We start from the raw sequence: 17,553 nt of genomic DNA, 5'->3' as shown, positions 1-17,553 counted from the left end.
TTGTGTGTGGCATTCCAGTGCGCTTGCCCTTATGGTTTGGCCTCAGGTTTCACGTCGTCAACGTCAAGGAAGCAAGCATGCCCGTTACAACCTCGCTGAGCGCTGGTTTCATGGTGGTTCATGGCAACCGCCTGGATGAACTGCGCAGTCTGGTTGTTTCCTGGATGCGGCGTTACCCGTTGGCCCCTCTGGAGAACGAGATTGCGCTGGTACAGAGCAACGGGATTGCCCAGTGGCTCAAGCTGGCCCTGGCTGAGGATGCTCTAGACGACGATTTAGGCGGATGCGGCATTGCGGCAGCCATCGACGTCCAGTTGCCCGGCAGCTTTATGTGGAAGCTTTACCGCACAGTCCTGGGTCGAGACGAAATCCCCGAAACCTCTCTGCTCGACAAAGGCCCGCTGACCTGGCGTCTGATGCGTCTGCTGCCCGAGCTCATCAATCAGCCGCACTTCGAGCCGCTACAGCGCTTTCTCACGGCAGACACTGACCTTCGCAAGCGCTATCAATTGTCGGAGCGGCTGTCGGACCTGTTTGACCAATACCAGGTATACCGCGCCGACTGGCTGGAAGACTGGGCTGCCGGACGTCACCAGTTGCGCAATGGCAGAGGCGAAGCCAAACCCCTGACCGCCTCCAACTGTTGGCAGGCAGAGTTATGGCGAGCGCTGCTGCATGACGTCGGTGCCCAAGGCATGGCACAAAGTCGTGCCGGCGTTCACCAACGTTTTATTGAGCGCATCAGCACGCTGACCGAGGCACCTGCCGGGCTGCCCGCGCGCGTCATCGTATTCGGTATTTCGTCACTCCCCGCACAGGCGCTTGAAGCGCTCGCCGGGCTGGCCCGATTCAGCCAGGTGTTGCTTTGTGTCCACAACCCGTGTCGTCACCACTGGGCTGATATCGTCGCGGACAAGGATTTGCTGCGCCATCAATACAAGCGGCAGGCGCGCAAGACCGGCATGCCGATGGTCCTGGACCCCGAGGCGCTGCACCAGCATGCGCACCCGTTGCTTGCCGCATGGGGTAAGCAGGGTCGCGACTACATCAACCTGCTCGACAGCCATGATGACCCGCGCAGCTATCGCGCCTCGTTCAAGGACGAGCGCATCGATCTGTTCAGCGAAAGCGAACCCAGGAATATTCTGAACCAGTTGCAGGACGACATCCTCGAACTACGTCCTCTGGATGAAACCCGCGAGCTCTGGCCAGCCATCGATGCTCTGAAAGACCGATCCATTCGCTTCCATGTGGCCCATAGCGCGCAGCGGGAAGTCGAGGTGTTGCATGACCAGCTCCTTGCCCGTTTCAGTCGTGATCCGGATCTGCGTCCACGTGACGTGATTGTCATGGTCCCGGACATCGACAGTTACGCGCCGCACATCCGAGCGGTATTCGGACAGATAGAACGCGAAGACCGCCGCTTTATTCCATTCACACTGGCTGACCAAGGGCAACGTGGCCGCGAACCCTTGCTGATCGCTGTCGAGCATTTATTGAAATTGCCGGACAGCCGCTTTCCGGTCAGCGAAATTCTCGACCTGCTCGACGTCCCGGCTCTGCGTGCACGCTTTCGGATTCAGGAACGCGACCTGCCGACCCTGCACCGCTGGATTGAAGGCGCAGGCATTCGCTGGGGCCTCAATGCGCCGCAACGCGCAGGGTTGGGTCTGCCGGATGCGCTGGAACAGAACAGCTGGCACTTCGGCCTGCGCCGAATGTTGCTTGGCTATGCGGTAGGTGCCGGTGCCGCTTATGAGGGTATTGAGCCCTACGATGAAATCGGTGGGCTGGATGCCGCATTGATTGGTCCGCTAGTCGCCTTGATCGACGCGCTTGAGGCCGCTCATGGCGAGCTTTCGAAACCGGCCACCCCGGCTCAATGGGGCGCTCGTCTGCAAGCTGTCCTGCAACTCTTTTTCGTTGCCGACAGCGAACACGACGATTACCTGCTCGCCCAGCTCGAAACCCTGCGCGAGAACTGGCTGGAGACCTGCGAAGCCGTGGGTCTCATTGATGAGCTGCCACTCACGGTCGTTCGCGAAGCCTGGCTGGCTGGCCTTGATCAGGGCCGTCTGTCCCAGCGGTTTCTGGCAGGCTCGGTGAATTTCTGCACGCTGATGCCCATGCGCGCAATCCCGTTCAAAGTGGTCTGCCTGTTGGGCATGAACGATGGTGATTACCCACGAGCACAGCCACCGCTGGACTTCGACCTGATGGGCAGTGACTACCGCCCCGGTGATCGCTCTCGACGTGAAGACGACCGTTATCTGCTGCTCGAGGCGCTGTTGTCAGCTCGCGATCAGTTGTACATCAGTTGGGTCGGCCGCAGCATTCGTGACAACAGTGATCGTCCCGCATCGGTGCTCATCGGGCAGTTGCGTGACCACTTGGCCAGCGGCTGGAAGCTTGCAGGTGAGCCAGATGGTGCGGGCAAGCTTGATGACGGTGAGCGGCTGCTGAACGCACTGACGCTGGAGCATCCGCTGCAACCGTTCAGCGCCAGTTACTTTCATGAGGGCACCGGCTATTTCAGTTTTGCCCGCGAATGGCGATTGCTGCACGAGGCCGATGCCGTCATACCTGTCCAGACAGCTCTGTCAGCTCATGAGCAAGACGAGCCGCTGACGATCGCTCAAGTGCAGGACTTTCTGCGCAATCCCGTGAAGCACTTTTTCAGTCAGCGTCTGAAAATCTACTTCGAGGTGGCCGAAGCGCCGCTGGCCGATGAAGAGCCTTTCGTGCTCGACGCGCTGGAGCGTTACGGGCTCAGCGACAGCCTGCTCAACGCCGCTATGGCGCAGCCGGACAATATCGACAGCGCGCTCCAGGCTCAGGCAAACAAGTTACAAGCCAGCGGTCTGCTGCCGTTGGCAGGTTTCGGCACGTGCATGCAGCAGGAGCTGATCGAGCCGTTGCCCGACGTGCTCAGACGTTATCAGGACGTGTTGACGTTGTGGCCCGAACCGCTGAGCAGCGCGTTGCCGATCAGCTTCAGCCACGGCGGCGTGAGTATCGACAGCTGGCTTGGCGGTCTGCATCGCAACGCCCAGGGCGAGTTGTTGCTGGTCACCGTGATTCCCAACAGCATCGGCTCAAAAAAGACCCGCAAATGGCATCGGCTGATTCGGCCGTGGGTCAACCACCTGGTTGCCTGTGCGTGTGAATTGCCGCTCAGTACCGCACTGGTGGCCAGCGATGAAACCCTGATGCTGGCACCCCTGGAAAAAGACGCCGCTGTCACGACCCTTAATCATCTGTTGACGGCCTGGCTGCGCGGCATGCAACAGCCGTTACCGGTTGCTGTGAAAACCGCATTCGCCTGGTTGGGACAACCTTTGGACAAAGCCGAAACTGCCGCCCGCAAAGCCTATGAAGGCGACGGCCAGACCACCGACGGCGAGCGTCGGGAAAGTACCGCGTTGGCCCGCCAGTACCCGGACTTCGACGCCTTGATGGACAGCGAAGAATTTGTCGGTTGGTGCGAGACACTCTACAAGCCGATTTACGAAGCATCGTGGCAATCGCTTTCCAGCGCGCAGGTGAGTGCATGAACGACATGACGCTTCCACTGGCGCTGCGTTTTCCGTTGCGTGGCAGCCAACTGATCGAGGCCAGCGCTGGCACCGGCAAGACGTTTACCATCTCGGCGCTGTACCTGCGTCTGGTGCTGGGCCATGGCGACGAATTATCAGGCTTTGGTCGCGAATTGCTGCCGCCGCAAATACTCGTGGTGACCTTTACCGATGCCGCGACCAAAGAGCTGCGCGACCGGATTCGCACCCGACTGGCCGAAGCTGCGCGATTCTTTCGTGACGAAATCGACGCGCCCGATGACCTGATCGCCGAGCTGCGCGAGCAATTCAGCGCCGAGCTTTGGCCGACCTGTGCCAACCGCCTGGACATCGCCGCGCAGTGGATGGACGAGGCCGCGGTTTCGACGATTCACAGTTGGTGTCAGCGCATGCTCCGCGAGCACGCCTTCGACAGTGGCAGCCTGTTCACACAGACGCTGGAAACCGATCACAGCGACCTGCTCGGCGAAGTGCTGCGCGACTACTGGCGACGCTTCTGCTACCCCATGAGTGGCGACGCGCTGACCTGGGTGCGCGAGAACTGGAGCGGGCCGGCGGCATTGTTACCCCGCGTGCGGGGTCTGTTCGGGCGTGAGCGCAATATCGGCACTCAAGAGCCTGCCGAGCTGATCGCTGCATCTCTGCTGGAGCGTCGTCAGGCGCTGGCCGCACTCAAGGCGCCGTGGACCGTCTGGGCGGCCGAGCTGCGAGCCATCTGCATGGATGGCGTGGCGCGCAAGATTGTCGACGGTCGCAAGATGCAGGAACGCTATTTCAAACCCTGGTTCGAGAAACTCGCGGCCTGGGCCGCTGACGAGACTCAGGAGGCATTGGACCTTGGCACCGGTTTCACCCGGCTGACACCCGATGGCATCGCCGAAGCCTGGAAAAGCGATGCGCCTTCGCACCCGGCTTTCGAGGCGATGCTTGAACTCAAGGCGGCGCTGGACGGTTTGCCGACTCCCGATGCTGCCGTGTTGCAACACGCTGCGCAGTGGGTGAGTACGCGCTTTGAAGAAGAGAAGCGTCGTCGCGCAGAAATGGGGTTTGACGACATGCTACTCCGGCTCGACAGCGCCTTGCGCGGCGCAGGCGGCGAGCGGCTGGCGACTTTGATTCGCGAACAATTTCCCGTCGCCTTGATCGACGAATTTCAGGACACCGACCCTGTGCAGTACCGCATCTTCGAGAGCATCTATCGCCTCGAAGATAACGACGAACAGACCGGGTTGTTCCTGATCGGCGACCCCAAGCAGGCGATCTACGCGTTCCGTGGCGCCGACATCTACACCTACCTGCGCGCCCGCCAGGCGACCTCGGGTCGCTGGCACACGCTGGACACCAACTACCGTTCCAGTCATGCGATGGTCGAGTCGGTCAACCATGTCTTCGAACGGGCCGAGTTGCGTGCTCAAGGGCGCGGCGCATTTCTGTTCCGGGACGGCGAGCATAATCCTGTGCCGTTTGCCAATGCGCTGGCTCAAGGGCGCAAGGAGACGCTACAGGCTGATGGTGCGACGCTCGCAGCATTGACGGTCTGGCATCTGCAAAGCGATCAGCCGGTATCCGGGGTGGCTTACCGTCAACAACTGGCGGCCAGTTGCGCGAGTGAAATCGTGCGTCTGCTCAACGCAGGGCAGCAAGGACGTGCCGGGTTCGCCACGCCAGACAAGGTATTGCGTGGCTTGCGTCCCGCCGATATCGCGATTCTGGTGCGCGACGGCAAGGAAGCGCAGGCCGTGCGCAACGAGCTTTCGGCGCGCGGTGTGCGCAGCGTCTATCTATCGGACAAGGATTCGGTGTTTGCTGCACAGGAAGCCCATGACCTGCTGTCATGGCTCAAAGCCTGTGCAGAACCCGATTCAGAGCGCACGCTGCGGGCGGCGTTGGCCTGTATCACGCTCGATCTGTCGCTGGCCGAGCTGGAACGTCTGAATCAGGACGAACTGGCGTGGGAACGGCGCGTCATGCAGTTCCGTGGCTATCGCGCGGTCTGGCGCACGCAGGGCGTATTGCCGATGCTGCGCCGCCTGCTGCATGACTTTGCCTTACCGCAGACACTGATGACGCGCACCGATGGCGAGCGTGTGCTGACCAACCTGCTGCACTTGTCCGAATTGTTGCAACAGGCCGCTGCCGAGCTGGATGGCGAGCAGGCCCTGATTCGTCACCTCGGCGATCATCTGGCGCTGTCCGGTCAGGCAGGCGAAGAGCAGATCCTGCGGCTGGAAAGCGACGAGCAACTGGTCAAGGTCGTGACCATTCACAAGTCCAAGGGCTTGCAGTATCCGCTGGTATTCCTGCCGTTCATTTGCTCTTCCAAGCCGGTGGATGGCAGCCGCCTGCCACTGCAGTTTCACGATGCCGATGGCAACGCGCAGATCAGCCTGCAGCCCACCGAGGCACTGATTCAACAGTCGGATGACGAACGTCTCGCTGAAGACCTGCGCCTGCTCTACGTCGCCTTGACCCGCTCGGAGCACGCCTGTTGGCTGGGCGTCGCCGACCTCAAGCGAGGCAACGCCAACAGCTCGATGCTGCACCGTTCGGCGCTCGGTTATTTGCTGGGCGGCGGTGCGGTGCTTGCCGAGTCGGCGGACCTGAAAATATGGCTTCGCGATCTGCAGGCAGGCCGGGACGTCATTGCGCTGGAACCGGTGCCCGAACCGACCCTCGAGCGTTTCAGTGCGCCGCGCAATGAGGCGTCACTGCTCAAGCCGCTGCTGCCCAAGCGACGTGCTGCCGAAAACTGGTGGATCGCCTCGTACAGCGCGCTGCGTATCGGCGACACGATCACGACCGGTGCCGACCAGTCGCCGGACAGCCCGCAGGCACAGAAGCTGTTCGATGACGAACGTCTGGACCCCGAAGCGCCTCGCGACGTACCGGCCAGCGGCGGTGACATCCATCGCTTCCCGCGTGGGCCGAACCCCGGCACCTTCCTGCACGGTCTGCTGGAATGGGCGGGGACCGAAGGGTTTGCGTTGACGGCCAACGACCCGGAGCGTCTTGAGGATGCGGTCGCCCGTCGCTGCAACCGTCGCGGCTGGGAGGGCTGGATCAATACCTTGCGCGACTGGTTGCAGCATTTACTGAACATGCCGTTGCACTTAGCACCGGATGCCGCGCCGGTGGCGTTGGGCGAGCTGGATCAACCCAATCAATACCGCGTCGAGATGGAGTTCTGGTTCGCCAGCAACCAGGTCGATGTGAAGCAGATGGATACCCTCGTGCGCCGTTTTACCCACAACAACGCGCCACGCGCCGCCACCGAAACTGTCTCGCTCAACGGTATGTTCAAGGGCTTCATCGACCTGACGTTTGAGCACGAAGGGCGTTACTACGTCGCCGACTACAAATCCAACTGGCTGGGCCCGGACGATGCGGCGTACACCGAGCTGGCGATGGAAGCCTCGATTCTCGACAACCGCTACGACCTGCAGTACGTGCTCTACCTGCTGGCCCTGCATCGGCAACTGAAGGCGCGTCTTGCCGATTACGACTATGACCAGCACATGGGTGGCGCGCTGTACGTCTTCCTGCGCGGCAGCCGATCGTCCACTCAGGGCGTGTACTTCAACCGGCCGCCGCGCGTTCTCATCGAAAGCCTGGACCTGCTGTTCCAAGGCAAACCGTTACCCCAGGAACTGTCAGGAGCCTTCGCATGAGTCGCTCGTTCGAAGAGCTGTTGCCCACCGCACTGAGCGACATCAGCCTCGCAGACCTGAGCCCGCTGATCCGCGTTCAGGATTTGCTGATTCTGCTGGAACGCTGGGTCGAGCGCGGCTGGTTGCGCGCACTGGACCGGGCCTTTGTGGCGTTCCTCAGTGAGCTGGATCCACAGGCCGATCCGCTGGTGCTGGTCGCCGCTGCGCTGACCAGCCATCAATTGGGGCACGGCCACGTATGTCTCGACCTCTACGAGACACTCAAAGAGCCTGACTTCGCGCTGTCCCTGCCGCCGGAAGGTGATCTGCAAAGCACGCCGATGCTCCTGCCTTCGCAGTTGCTGGCAGCGCTGGAGGGCGCGGCGTGGTGTCAGGCGCTGGCGGGCAGCACTCTGGTGGCCAGCGCAGGAGACACGCGCGTCGAAGCGCTGCAAAAACCTTTGGTGCTGTCGGACCGCCGCCTGTATCTGCGTCGTTACTGGACTTACGAACGCCGGATCGCTGCAGCATTGCGTCAGCGTCTGGCGCAGGATGAAGCACCGCCAGTGGATCTGGTTCAACGTCTTGATGCCTTGTTCGGCAAAGCCAATCCCGCGTCGGACGCCATTATTGACTGGCAGAAACTGGCCTGCGCACTGGCCACTCGCCGGGCGTTCAGCATCATCACTGGCGGCCCGGGAACCGGTAAAACCACCACTGTGGTGCGTCTGCTTGCGCTGCTGCAAGCGCCTGCCGTGCAGAGCGGCCAGCCGCTGCGCATTCGTCTGGCCGCTCCGACCGGCAAGGCGGCTGCGCGATTGACCGAGTCCATCAGCCAGCAGGTACAGGGCCTGGACGTCAGCGCTGAGGTGCGACAGAAAATCCCCGCCGAAGTCACCACCGTTCACCGGTTGTTGGGCAGTCGTCCCGGCACGCGACACTTCCGTCATCATGCAGGCAACCCCTTGCCGCTGGACGTGCTGGTGGTCGACGAAGCATCGATGATCGACCTGGAAATGATGGCCAACCTGCTCGACGCCCTGCCGCCGCATGCGCGCATGGTCCTGTTGGGCGACAAGGATCAACTGGCCTCCGTCGAGGCGGGCGCGGTGCTGGGTGACCTGTGTCGCGACGCCGAAGAGGGTTTCTACAGCCCTGAAACCCAGGCCTGGCTGGAAGCCGTCAGCGGCGAGCAACTGGACAAGGGTGGGTTGCTTCAGGGCGATGCGCAACAGCACCCGCTGGCGCAACAAGTGGTGATGCTGCGTCATTCGCGTCGATTCGGACAGGGCAGCGGCATCGGGCAACTGGCGCGTCTGGTCAACCAGCAACAGGATCAGCAGGCGCGGGCGTTGCTGGCAGCCGGCAGCCACCGCGACCTCTTCGCCCTGGCGCTCAAGGGTGAGCAGGACCTCAAGTTCGAACGCCTTGTACTGGACGGCCTTGGCCAGGGCGAGCAGGGGCCGCAAGGTTATCGGCATTACCTGAGCGTGCTGGCGAATGAGCGTCCGGCACAAGGCCTCTCGCTGGATGACGCGTGCTGGACCTTATGGGCTCGTTCTGTTCTGGAAGCATTCGATTCGTTTCAACTGCTCTGCGCCGTCCGCAAAGGCCCGTGGGGCGTGGAAGGCCTCAACCAGCGCATCACTCACGCGCTGTTCAACGCCAGCCTGATCGAAAGCGAGCAGCAATGGTACGAAGGCCGACCCGTGCTCATGACGCACAACGATTACGGCTTGGGCCTGATGAACGGCGATATCGGCATCACCCTGCGCCTGCCAGAGCGTGAAGGCGAGGACAAACAAGTCCTGCGCGTCGCGTTCCCGCGTAACGACGGCAGCGGCGGCGTACGTTTCGTCTTGCCCAGCCGACTCAACGAGGTCGAAACCGTCTACGCCATGACCGTCCACAAATCCCAAGGCTCCGAATTCGCCCACACCGCCCTGATCCTCCCCGAGGCCCTGAACCCGGTGCTGACCAAGGAGCTTATCTACACCGGCATCACCCGCGCCAAGCACTGGTTCAGTTTGATCGAGCCACGGCAGGGCGTGTTCGAAGAGGCCCTGCGGCGCAAGGTGAAGCGGTTGAGTGGGTTGATGTTGGGGCTTTGAAGCAGGCTCAGCGCCCAGGCGGCTTTCTGGCGATTCGGTGTTCCAGACGATGTATCAGTGTCTGAACGGATGCCATCGCCGGCGAGCTGCCTCCCACCGTTGTGCTTTTGCCAGGGTCTTCTGTGAGCCTGTGGTTAAAAAATGTGCGCAGTTCTGGCCCGTTTTTCGTAACGGCGCATTTAAACCATGCATTCTGTTTCAGACCATTTGATCCGGACTGATCGGTCTAAACAGCTAACTTTTTGTCTGGATTACGAATTTCTCCAGTGGCATGGTTTCTGCTCTCGCCTGATTGACCTTCACCCTTGGCGGTGAACCTTTCACGCAACATGTCAGCGAGAGGAATCAGCCGTATGACTCTGCAGTATGTGCCCATCATTAACCTGGCCCCGTATTTTTCAGGAGAACCGGACGGCAAGGCAGCCGTGGCGCAGGCAGTCAATCAGGCGTGTAAGGACATCGGGTTTCTGGTGATCACCGAACACCAGATTCCCGAAGAGCTTATAGAACGGGTCTCGCGCCTGACCCGGCAGTTCTTCGATTTGCCATTGGCTGAAAAACGCAAGGTTGACCGACCCAGTCCAGAGATGGTGCGCGGTTACAGCGCGATAGCCGAGGAGAGTCTGTCCTATTCGCTGGAAGAAAGTGCGCCGGGGGATCTCAAGGAGTCTTTTTCCATCGGCCCGAGCCATGTGCCCGATGAAGATTATTATCACAACGCCGAAGCCGGTTCGCACTTCGCACCCAATGTCTGGCCCGCGCAGGCGCTGCTGCCTGGATTCAAAGAGGCTTATCAAGCCTACTTCGACGCGATGAGCGAACTGGCTCAATCGTTGATGCGGCTGTTTGCCCTGGCATTGGAGCTGGACGAGTATTTTTTCGATGACAGGATTGACCGGCATATCAGCATGTTCCGCAGCCTGAGTTACCCGGACATCAAAACCGAAGTCGAGGCGGGGCAGTTACGTGCCAGCGCGCACACCGACTACGGCAGCCTGACGATCGTGCGTCCCGATAACGCGCTGGGCGGTTTGCAGGTGCGCAACCAGAAGGGCGAGTGGGTCGATGTGCCGTATGTCGAGAATGGTTTTGTGGTCAACATTGGCGACCTGATGATGCAGTGGACCAACGATCAGTGGATTTCCACGTTGCATCGAGTCGTCAATCCGCCCATGACCAGTGAACAGGACAACCGCCGTCAGTCTCTGGTGTTTTTCCATCAGCCCAACTACGACACCTTGATCGAGTGCCTGCCAGGTTGCCTGCTGCCCGGTGCCACGCCTCGGCATGCACCGGTGACATCAGGCGATCACCTGTTGTCCAAATTCGTCAAACAGACCACCTTCGGCGGCAGCAAGGTGGCCTGATATGAACTCACTCTCTTACGTCAACGTGTTCGCCCAGGACATTGTTCGCCTGAGCGCGTTCTACTCGAACCTGTTCGGCTTCCGCGAAATCGAGGCGATCAGATCGCCGATCTTTCGCGGACTGGATACGGGCAAGACCTGCATCGGTTTCAACGCGTTGGAGGCTTACGAGTTGCTGGGTCTTGAGGCGTTTGCGGGCAGTACCGGATGCAAGTTCCTGCTGAACATTGATGTACCTGATCAAGCCGAAGTGGACCGGCTGGTGCCACTGGCGGTCGCGCAGGGAGCGAAGCTGATCAAGGAGCCGTATCTGACGTATTACAACTGGTATCAGGCAGTGCTACTGGACCCTGAACTGAACGTTTTCAGGATTAACGTCATGCTCTGAAAGGTTGCTGCCGCGCATCAAACGGCTAACTGACTGCTTGCCGCTCAGTCATAAGAGCGGCAAGCAACCTGACAACTCCGGGTTCAGGTGTACCGGAAAGCCGGACACTTCACAGGCTGGAAAACTCGCATGCCCTCTCGATTTCAAGGAGTAGGCTCATAGCCGACATGAAAGACGCGACCACTCAGGCCGTAAAGCCGATGTATGCGAGGTTCTTGCTGTCCCTAAAGTGATGCTTTAGGATTTGCGCAGGAGATGGCATTCCTCCTTAAACCGCCTTGTGCTGATGATGCCTACGTGAACCCTGACAGGGTGCGTAGGCTCGTGCGTGCCCTGTCCATATTTTAGGACAGGATATGAACCTACTCTCCCAATTCGCTCCGCCTCGCTGCCCTTGCTCTCCGTCTATCTGGCCTTTGAGGTCTTTGGGGGAGCGTTCGCTATGCTGAAATCCTTGATTGTCATCGCTGTTGGCGCCTCACTGGGTGCCTGGTTACGCTGGCTATTGGGCATCAAGCTGAACGCGCTATTCCCAACCATTCCTCCGGGAACCCTGGTCGCCAATATGGTGGGCGGTTACATCATTGGCCTGGCGATAGCCTTCCTGGCGGCGTCTCCTACCCTTAGTCCCGAGTGGCGCCTCCTGATCATCACGGGCTTCTGTGGTGGCCTCACCACCTTTTCCACCTTTTCAGCCGAAACGGTTGTTTTGATTCAGCAAGGCAGACTGCTGTGGGCACTCGGCTCAATTTCATTGCACGTTATGGGTTCGTTGGCGATGACTGCCGCCGGGCTTCTGTCCTATCAATTAATCGGTACTCGCTGAGGTGGTAAATATGAAAGGCTTTATGGTCGTTTTCTTTACTCAACAGAACCGTCGCTATCAGGGAAAGATGCTTGGCGAATGGATTGTCGACGTGGCCAAAGAAATGGGGTTGCGCGGTGCCACACTCTGCGCAGGAATCGAAGGGTTCGGGCACACCGGACAGCTGCATTCATCGCACTTTTTCGAGTTGGCGGATCAACCCATGGAGATTCGATTAGCGGTTACAGAGGAGGAGTCTGCAAGACTGTTCGAGCGGCTGGATGCTGAGGAAATATCAGTGTTTTTCACGAAGACTCCCATCGAAATGGGTACCCTCGGGAAGAATTTCTCCGGCCTGGACGGTTCTACACCTTCCTGATTGTAAGCATGAGCCATACGGATACTGCCGAGAGGACAGCACTGCGAGGTACAGGTGCCGTATCCGTTGGCCAGGTGATCAATCAGCCGATCCTGCTGGATGTCTTCATGATGAAGCGCTCAATCCAATGATACTTGCACGTCGCCTCGTGATTACCACGAGGCCTCGCTCGTGTACAATCGGGCCAATGGGTGTCACCGCAAAACGCGGGAGGGCAGGTTTAATTTAGCGCAGGTCGGGCCGCCGCGTGGAGTTACCGTGCCTATGAGCCTGGATCATCCACGTCGGGAAAACGCCGACGAGCATCGTGCATCACCGTCTGCCCTCGCATTCCTCTCCCGTTTTTTCGCCGCTGAATCAGCGGGCGGCTTGATACTCATGGCCGCCGCCTTCGCTGCGCTCCTCATCGCCAACTCGCCCTGGGCTGACATTTACTTCGCCACGCTGCACGTCAACGTCGCGGGTCTCTCGATTGAGCATTGGATCAATGATGGCCTGATGGCTATCTTTTTCATGTTGGTGGGATTGGAGATCAAGCGTGAAATGCTGGTCGGCCAGTTATCGAGTTGGAGTCAGCGTGCGCTTCCGGGTTTTGCTGCGCTGGGTGGCATGCTGGTACCTGCCCTGATCTACATCGTCATCAACTGGGGCAATAGTGAAACGCTAGGCGGCTGGGCCATTCCTGCTGCCACTGATATCGCCTTTGCCTTGGGCGTACTCTCGCTGCTCGGAAAACGCGTACCTATCTCGTTAAAAATCTTCCTGTCTGCCTTGGCGATCCTTGATGACCTGGGCGCAGTGCTCATCATCGCCTTATTTTACACCAGTGGCTTGTCCATCAGCATGCTTTTGGCATCCCTCGCCGTGATTGTATTCTTGGTCGTGCTTAACCGTTGTGGCGTGACAAGGCTCCTTCCTTACCTCGTCGCGGGCGGGCTGCTGTGGTTCTTCATGCTTCAATCCGGTATTCACGCAACCTTGGCCGGTGTCATTCTTGCCCTGTGCATTCCGCTGGGTGACTCGAACAATGAGCGCACGTCGCCGCTTCTTCATCTGGAAGAAAAACTACATCCGTGGGTCGCGTTTGCCGTAGTGCCCATCTTTGGTTTTGCCAATGCTGGCGTTTCCCTCGCAGGTATTTCTCCCGGCAACCTGATCGACCCGGTGCCTCTAGGGGTGACCTTGGGGCTGATACTGGGCAAACAAATCGGAGTGTTTGGTTTGTCAGCGTTGGCTATTCGTGCCGGGTTGGCGAAACTTCCCGAGGCGTGCGGCTGGCTTCAGCTATACGGCGTCGGGCTCTTGTGCGGGATTGGTTTCACGATGAGTCTGTTCATTGGGGCGCTGGCATTTCCAAACAGCCCGCACCTGGTTGATGAGGTCAAGGTCGGGGTGCTGATGGGCTCTATTCTCTCCGCGATTCTGGGGGTTGTTGTCCTTTTGAGAGCTAAACGCCGCTGATCCGGGGGCACGCGTGCCAGCGTCTGATCGAGATAGGCATATTTCATATGCCTATCTTTGATCGCTACTTTCTCCTTGCACGCTATCAATCAGCAAACCGAAGATCCTGCGTTTCGCCCAGAAACACCGCGCGATTCAGCTCAGTGACTTCCCGGATGTAATCCCACAACACCGTAATCCGCTTCAATTTGCGTAAATCCTCCCGGCAATACATCCAGAATTTTCAAGGAATTCAGGTTAACCCAATGAATACGGGGCTTAACCGATATGAACCTCTCTTCACCGCGATCTTCTGTCACAACCACTGTCACAAATCTGCTCGCTTTTCAGGGGCCGACCACAAGACTCGCTGTGCCATATCACTATCGGCGCAATGGTATTTACTACCTGCGTCTGCGGGCGACAGGCAGCATCGCCGAGTCCGCTTCTGTCTCCCTCAAGACCCGCAACAGAAGGGCCGCTCTGGATGCTTCTGATCGGCTATCGGGATTCATCAGGGCGTTCCACCGTGAGAACCCAACGGCTCTGTGGTCTGAGCTGAGGGAGCATTTCTTGTCGGTCTCGGCGGAGGTACTTGGGCCTAAACGTTTAGGGGAGTCGTCGCATGCTTGGGGGGCGCTGCATGCAGATGGTGAGAGTGGTTCTTCAAACCTTGAGGCCTTCCCTTCCAGCTCGTTGCAACTGGTGGGTGGCGTCTCCTCATCTCAACCGACGACAGTGCCTGCGATGACTTTCGAGGTTCTGTCCAGTCTCTACATGGATGATCGGGCAGGTGAGCAGAAGGCCAATACGCTGAGTGGCACCAAGTTCACGCATGGAGTTCTCTGCTCTGCGTTAGGGTCGCTGGACTTGAGGATGCACTCGCGGGCAGACCTTATTTCCTTGAGGGACCAGCTAGCTACTACACGCAAACCCTCAACGGTTAATCAGATGCTAATGAAGCTCTCGGCTGTCCTGAATTGGGCTGTTGCGAACGGCCACCTAGAAAAGGCTTTCGACAAGAAACTCAAATTCACCAAGGGCCTAGAGTCGAGCCGCAAGGCGCTTACTCAGGAGCAGGTAGGTAAGCTGATGCAGTACGCTAACAAGCTGCCTGAAACCTCATGGAAGCGCTGGCTGCTGAGTCTAGGCATCATCACTGGCGGGCGTCTCAACGAAATCTCCCAGTTAACCACGGGAGACATTCATGTCCTTGCGTCTGGGACTTCAGCAATTCACATCAATGAGGCTGGTGAAGGAAAGTCCATCAAAAATAAACGTAGCGAGCGGATGGTGCCTTTAACGGATGGTGCTTATGGATTCGACCTTGCAGCTTTCCTGAGGTATGTCGAAGCGTGCAAGCTCAGTGGGTCGGAGTCATTGGCGCAAATCGGTTACAGACCGGCAGGCGAGTGGGCTAATCAACAGGCTATCCCAGCGGCCCTTGGAGATTCCTATGAGCGTGGTTTGGTGTTCCACTCGTTGCGTCACTCGCTTGCTTCCCTGATGCAGGCCAAAGGAACTCCAACAACTTATGCACAGGCGGTGATGGGGCATTCTTCAGGAACAGTTACTTTCGATGTATATGGCTCTGGTGTGTCTGTTGAAACTATAGCTGATGTACTCAAAATGCTTTTCATTAGTGACGGTCTGAATTAACTAACCAGCTCAATAGTTATTTGACGATTGAGCTGGTTGAGTCTGGGATATTTGATTTCATCCGTGCGGCGTGATGGCGGTCATGTTAGTTCGGCCAGATCGTCGCTCGGATTTGCTGAAGCTCAGGCACAGCTAAGTGCTTGGTTGCTTTCAAGATAACAGGGTGCGCTTTGAGCTCTTGGTTTAGTAATGAGCGCAATACGCTAAGTACTCGTTTTCCTCGACGCCACTGGCTTGGATCGGAATCGTAGTCAGACACGGCTTGTGCGGCGAGTTCACCAGCATTGTGAGGGGGGCCGCCTTTTCGATTTCGTATGGCAGCCTCAGTACGAATATTAATTAGGGCCTCAATCGAACTGGCTCTGGTATCTTCAGTAGCCTTATCTATGAGTTCCTGTGCGCGTATCTGGGGGATGGTCGGATTTAGCTCGGCAATGTGTGCAGCCTGTAAGAAGTAACCCTCTACATCGCTGTGTGCTGTAATAAAAGGATGTGCATCAATCTCTTTCAAGCCCTCCTCAATTTTCTGTGCCGCATCTGCACTCATGTAGTCACGATCACGATGTAAGACGAACCTAACATTTGGGGCTTTGTCTAATAAAAAATATCGTAAGACCTTCGCTGCGTCTAGCTTTGAACATCCAGAATAAGGACGAACATCCACTTCCTTTAATGGAAACCCATTCGCATCTAATAGAGCATACAGCGCCTGAATTGACTCTTTTTTGCTGTCCTCAGTGGCAAAGAGGCACTTGAGTTGGCCGTTTGTGAAGTAGTCGACGGAGTCAAGCGCGCCGAGTTCAAGTAACATGGCGGGTGTCGTGACGGCGTCATAATCGACTTTTATGCCAGAGTTCATCCATACAACTTTCGCTCGATCTCTCAGGCTATCAAGCACATGTCGTGAATGAGTGCTAATGAGTGCGCGAAAGGACCGTAGCGACGCCATGCGTGTGATTAGGTCGCATAGAGCTCTTTGGTTGTTAGGGTGGAGATGCGAGTCTGGTTCGTCTAAGATCAGAACTTGTGGCTTAAAGAGGGCGACGTAAGCCACAATTTGACTAGCCTGAAGGATTGATGTTCCTGCCGCGTCGATCGGCAACCGCGGCCCATTTCCTTGCTTGAAATACACGTTAATTGTCTCGTCGCGTTGACGGTCAAACTCAATTTCAATATGTAGCTTCGGAAAGAGTATACGCATATCAGCTAAGAATCTGCTCCACGAACCCGGTTTCTCGCGAAGTTGCACGTAGGGCGGTATCGGACGAGGGCCTTCATTTTTATCAAAGGCGTCTCGGGCCTTTTGATAATCTGTCCTGATCTGGTCCCAGTAACGTTTTTGATCGTCCTTCATCATTAGGAGGACGTTTCTAAGTACCAGATTGGCATCGCCACGTGCAACCACCCTTCTTACAACACCCGGAGACATGTAGCGCTCCTCTTTGGCTATTCCCGCTAATCCGGGGGCATAGACCGTGAAGGGGCGGTCAAAATCCATTAGTAGTTCGCCAACAGTACGACCTTGTAGTGCTATCTGAATGTTTCTGTTACGACCGCGTCTTATTGTAACTAGGCAACTAGTTTCGTCGTTGAGAGTTAACTCGATTTCGATCTGCTTCGATGCCGACTCGGCAAGGCTTCCTCCATAGGCCAGAGATAAGACATCTGCGACCGGTGCGTAGAGAAGTTGCGTTGGGTTAAATGATAGTTCAAATCTGTCATTGCCCCACTTGACCCCCTCCCCAACCAACTTGGCGGTCTGCGCAACTGATACTGCAAAGTGGATGGCTTGTAGGACTGAGCTTTTACCGGCGTTGTTAGCTCCGATGAGAACTGTCGTGTCTTCAACCTCAATCTCAATCTCATTGAGCTGTTTGAAACGTCTAATTTTGATCGATTTAAGTTTCGACACATATCTTCCTTGCTGGCATACAGTCCGTTGAGGTTCTGGAGGCCATCATACCAGTGGGACTGCGAGGCTGCACCGATGATAGTGGCCTTCTGCGTATGCTGAATAAAGGTGGTTATATCTTGCTCTCTGCTGGCCTTCCTCGTGCCCGCTTTCTCAGATTTTGCGCATAAGCATTGGGGCGGTAGAAGAGGTACCTGAACAGCGCCGAATCGAAAATGGTTTGCACCCGTCAGCCACATCTCGCTCGCTCGGGCAGCCCAGTTCCCCCGT

At 57.8% G+C, this 17,553-nt stretch carries 10 protein-coding genes, 1 pseudogene and 1 riboswitch; of the genes and pseudogenes, 9 read left to right on the top strand and 2 right to left on the bottom strand.

Going from position 1 to position 17,553, the window contains the following annotated elements; genetic code table 11:
• Window positions 1-77 precede the first annotated feature (77 nt).
• From recC to nhaA, 8 genes are all read left to right on the top strand, one after another.
• Window positions 78-3,554 (top strand): exodeoxyribonuclease V subunit gamma, encoded by a 3,477-nt coding sequence (gene recC / locus H8S56_RS24170; RefSeq protein ID WP_187519985.1) that lies wholly within the window; start codon window positions 78-80, stop codon window positions 3,552-3,554.
• Complete coding sequence (recB, locus tag H8S56_RS24165) at window positions 3,551-7,243, top strand: exodeoxyribonuclease V subunit beta (protein ID WP_187519984.1); 3,693 nt, start codon at window positions 3,551-3,553, stop codon at window positions 7,241-7,243. Before recC ends, recB begins: the two co-directional genes overlap by 4 nt.
• Window positions 7,240-9,333 (top strand): exodeoxyribonuclease V subunit alpha, encoded by a 2,094-nt coding sequence (gene recD / locus H8S56_RS24160; RefSeq protein WP_187519983.1) that lies wholly within the window; start codon window positions 7,240-7,242, stop codon window positions 9,331-9,333. The genes recB and recD overlap by 4 nt, the downstream gene beginning before the upstream one ends.
• 353 nt (window positions 9,334-9,686) lie before the next feature.
• Complete coding sequence (locus H8S56_RS24155) at window positions 9,687-10,700, top strand: isopenicillin N synthase family dioxygenase (protein ID WP_187519982.1); 1,014 nt, start codon at window positions 9,687-9,689, stop codon at window positions 10,698-10,700.
• A 1-nt stretch (window position 10,701) separates the two neighbouring features.
• Window positions 10,702-11,088 carry a VOC family protein gene (locus H8S56_RS24150; RefSeq protein ID WP_024689396.1) on the top strand — a complete coding sequence of 129 codons (387 nt, stop codon included), beginning with the start codon at window positions 10,702-10,704 and terminating at the stop codon, window positions 11,086-11,088.
• Window positions 11,089-11,330: 242 nt separating this feature from the next.
• A riboswitch (Fluoride riboswitch) is annotated at window positions 11,331-11,391 on the top strand.
• A gap of 139 nt (window positions 11,392-11,530) precedes the next feature.
• Window positions 11,531-11,914 (top strand): fluoride efflux transporter CrcB, encoded by a 384-nt coding sequence (gene crcB, locus H8S56_RS24145; protein ID WP_024689395.1) that lies wholly within the window; start codon window positions 11,531-11,533, stop codon window positions 11,912-11,914.
• Between the two features lie 10 nt (window positions 11,915-11,924).
• Window positions 11,925-12,272 (top strand): DUF190 domain-containing protein, encoded by a 348-nt coding sequence (locus H8S56_RS24140; protein ID WP_024689394.1) that lies wholly within the window; start codon window positions 11,925-11,927, stop codon window positions 12,270-12,272.
• A gap of 264 nt (window positions 12,273-12,536) precedes the next feature.
• Complete coding sequence (nhaA, locus tag H8S56_RS24135) at window positions 12,537-13,733, top strand: Na+/H+ antiporter NhaA (protein WP_187519981.1); 1,197 nt, start codon at window positions 12,537-12,539, stop codon at window positions 13,731-13,733.
• Window positions 13,734-13,818: 85 nt separating this feature from the next.
• On the opposite strand, the pseudogene H8S56_RS24610 reads toward nhaA, so the two are convergent.
• Window positions 13,819-13,956: pseudogene (locus H8S56_RS24610) on the bottom strand (LysR family transcriptional regulator); the annotation flags it as partial.
• Window positions 13,957-14,000: 44 nt separating this feature from the next.
• Between H8S56_RS24610 and H8S56_RS24130 the strand changes: the two are divergent.
• On the top strand, window positions 14,001-15,371 hold the full coding sequence (locus H8S56_RS24130) for a tyrosine-type recombinase/integrase (protein WP_235986863.1): 1,371 nt from the start codon (window positions 14,001-14,003) through the stop codon (window positions 15,369-15,371).
• An 85-nt stretch (window positions 15,372-15,456) separates the two neighbouring features.
• Here the strand turns inward: H8S56_RS24130 and H8S56_RS24730 are convergent, their stop codons facing one another.
• The gene (locus tag H8S56_RS24730; protein ID WP_187519980.1) at window positions 15,457-17,283 is read right to left on the bottom strand and encodes an AAA family ATPase; all 1,827 of its coding nucleotides are present in this window, start codon (window positions 17,281-17,283) and stop codon (window positions 15,457-15,459) included.
• Between the last annotated feature and the right edge of the window lie 270 nt (window positions 17,284-17,553).

This window comes from Pseudomonas triticifolii (genome assembly GCF_014358015.1).
GTDB lineage: Bacteria > Pseudomonadota > Gammaproteobacteria > Pseudomonadales > Pseudomonadaceae > Aquipseudomonas > Aquipseudomonas triticifolii.
The sequence above is the reverse complement of the archived record's forward strand: the minus strand, read 5'-3'. Positions and strand labels throughout refer to the sequence as shown.

What these genes read in the sequence shown, in the direction of transcription:
- H8S56_RS24150 (WP_024689396.1), top strand. Translation starts at nt 10,702, where the DNA reads ATGAACTCACTCTCTTACGTCAACGTGTTCGCCCAGGACATTGTTCGC.
- recC (WP_187519985.1), top strand. Translation starts at nt 78, where the DNA reads ATGCCCGTTACAACCTCGCTGAGCGCTGGTTTCATGGTGGTTCATGGC.
- nhaA (WP_187519981.1), top strand. Translation starts at nt 12,537, where the DNA reads ATGAGCCTGGATCATCCACGTCGGGAAAACGCCGACGAGCATCGTGCA.
- H8S56_RS24130 (WP_235986863.1), top strand. Translation starts at nt 14,001, where the DNA reads ATGAACCTCTCTTCACCGCGATCTTCTGTCACAACCACTGTCACAAAT.
- H8S56_RS24155 (WP_187519982.1), top strand. Translation starts at nt 9,687, where the DNA reads ATGACTCTGCAGTATGTGCCCATCATTAACCTGGCCCCGTATTTTTCA.
- H8S56_RS24140 (WP_024689394.1), top strand. Translation starts at nt 11,925, where the DNA reads ATGAAAGGCTTTATGGTCGTTTTCTTTACTCAACAGAACCGTCGCTAT.
- recD (WP_187519983.1), top strand. Translation starts at nt 7,240, where the DNA reads ATGAGTCGCTCGTTCGAAGAGCTGTTGCCCACCGCACTGAGCGACATC.
- crcB (WP_024689395.1), top strand. Translation starts at nt 11,531, where the DNA reads ATGCTGAAATCCTTGATTGTCATCGCTGTTGGCGCCTCACTGGGTGCC.
- recB (WP_187519984.1), top strand. Translation starts at nt 3,551, where the DNA reads ATGAACGACATGACGCTTCCACTGGCGCTGCGTTTTCCGTTGCGTGGC.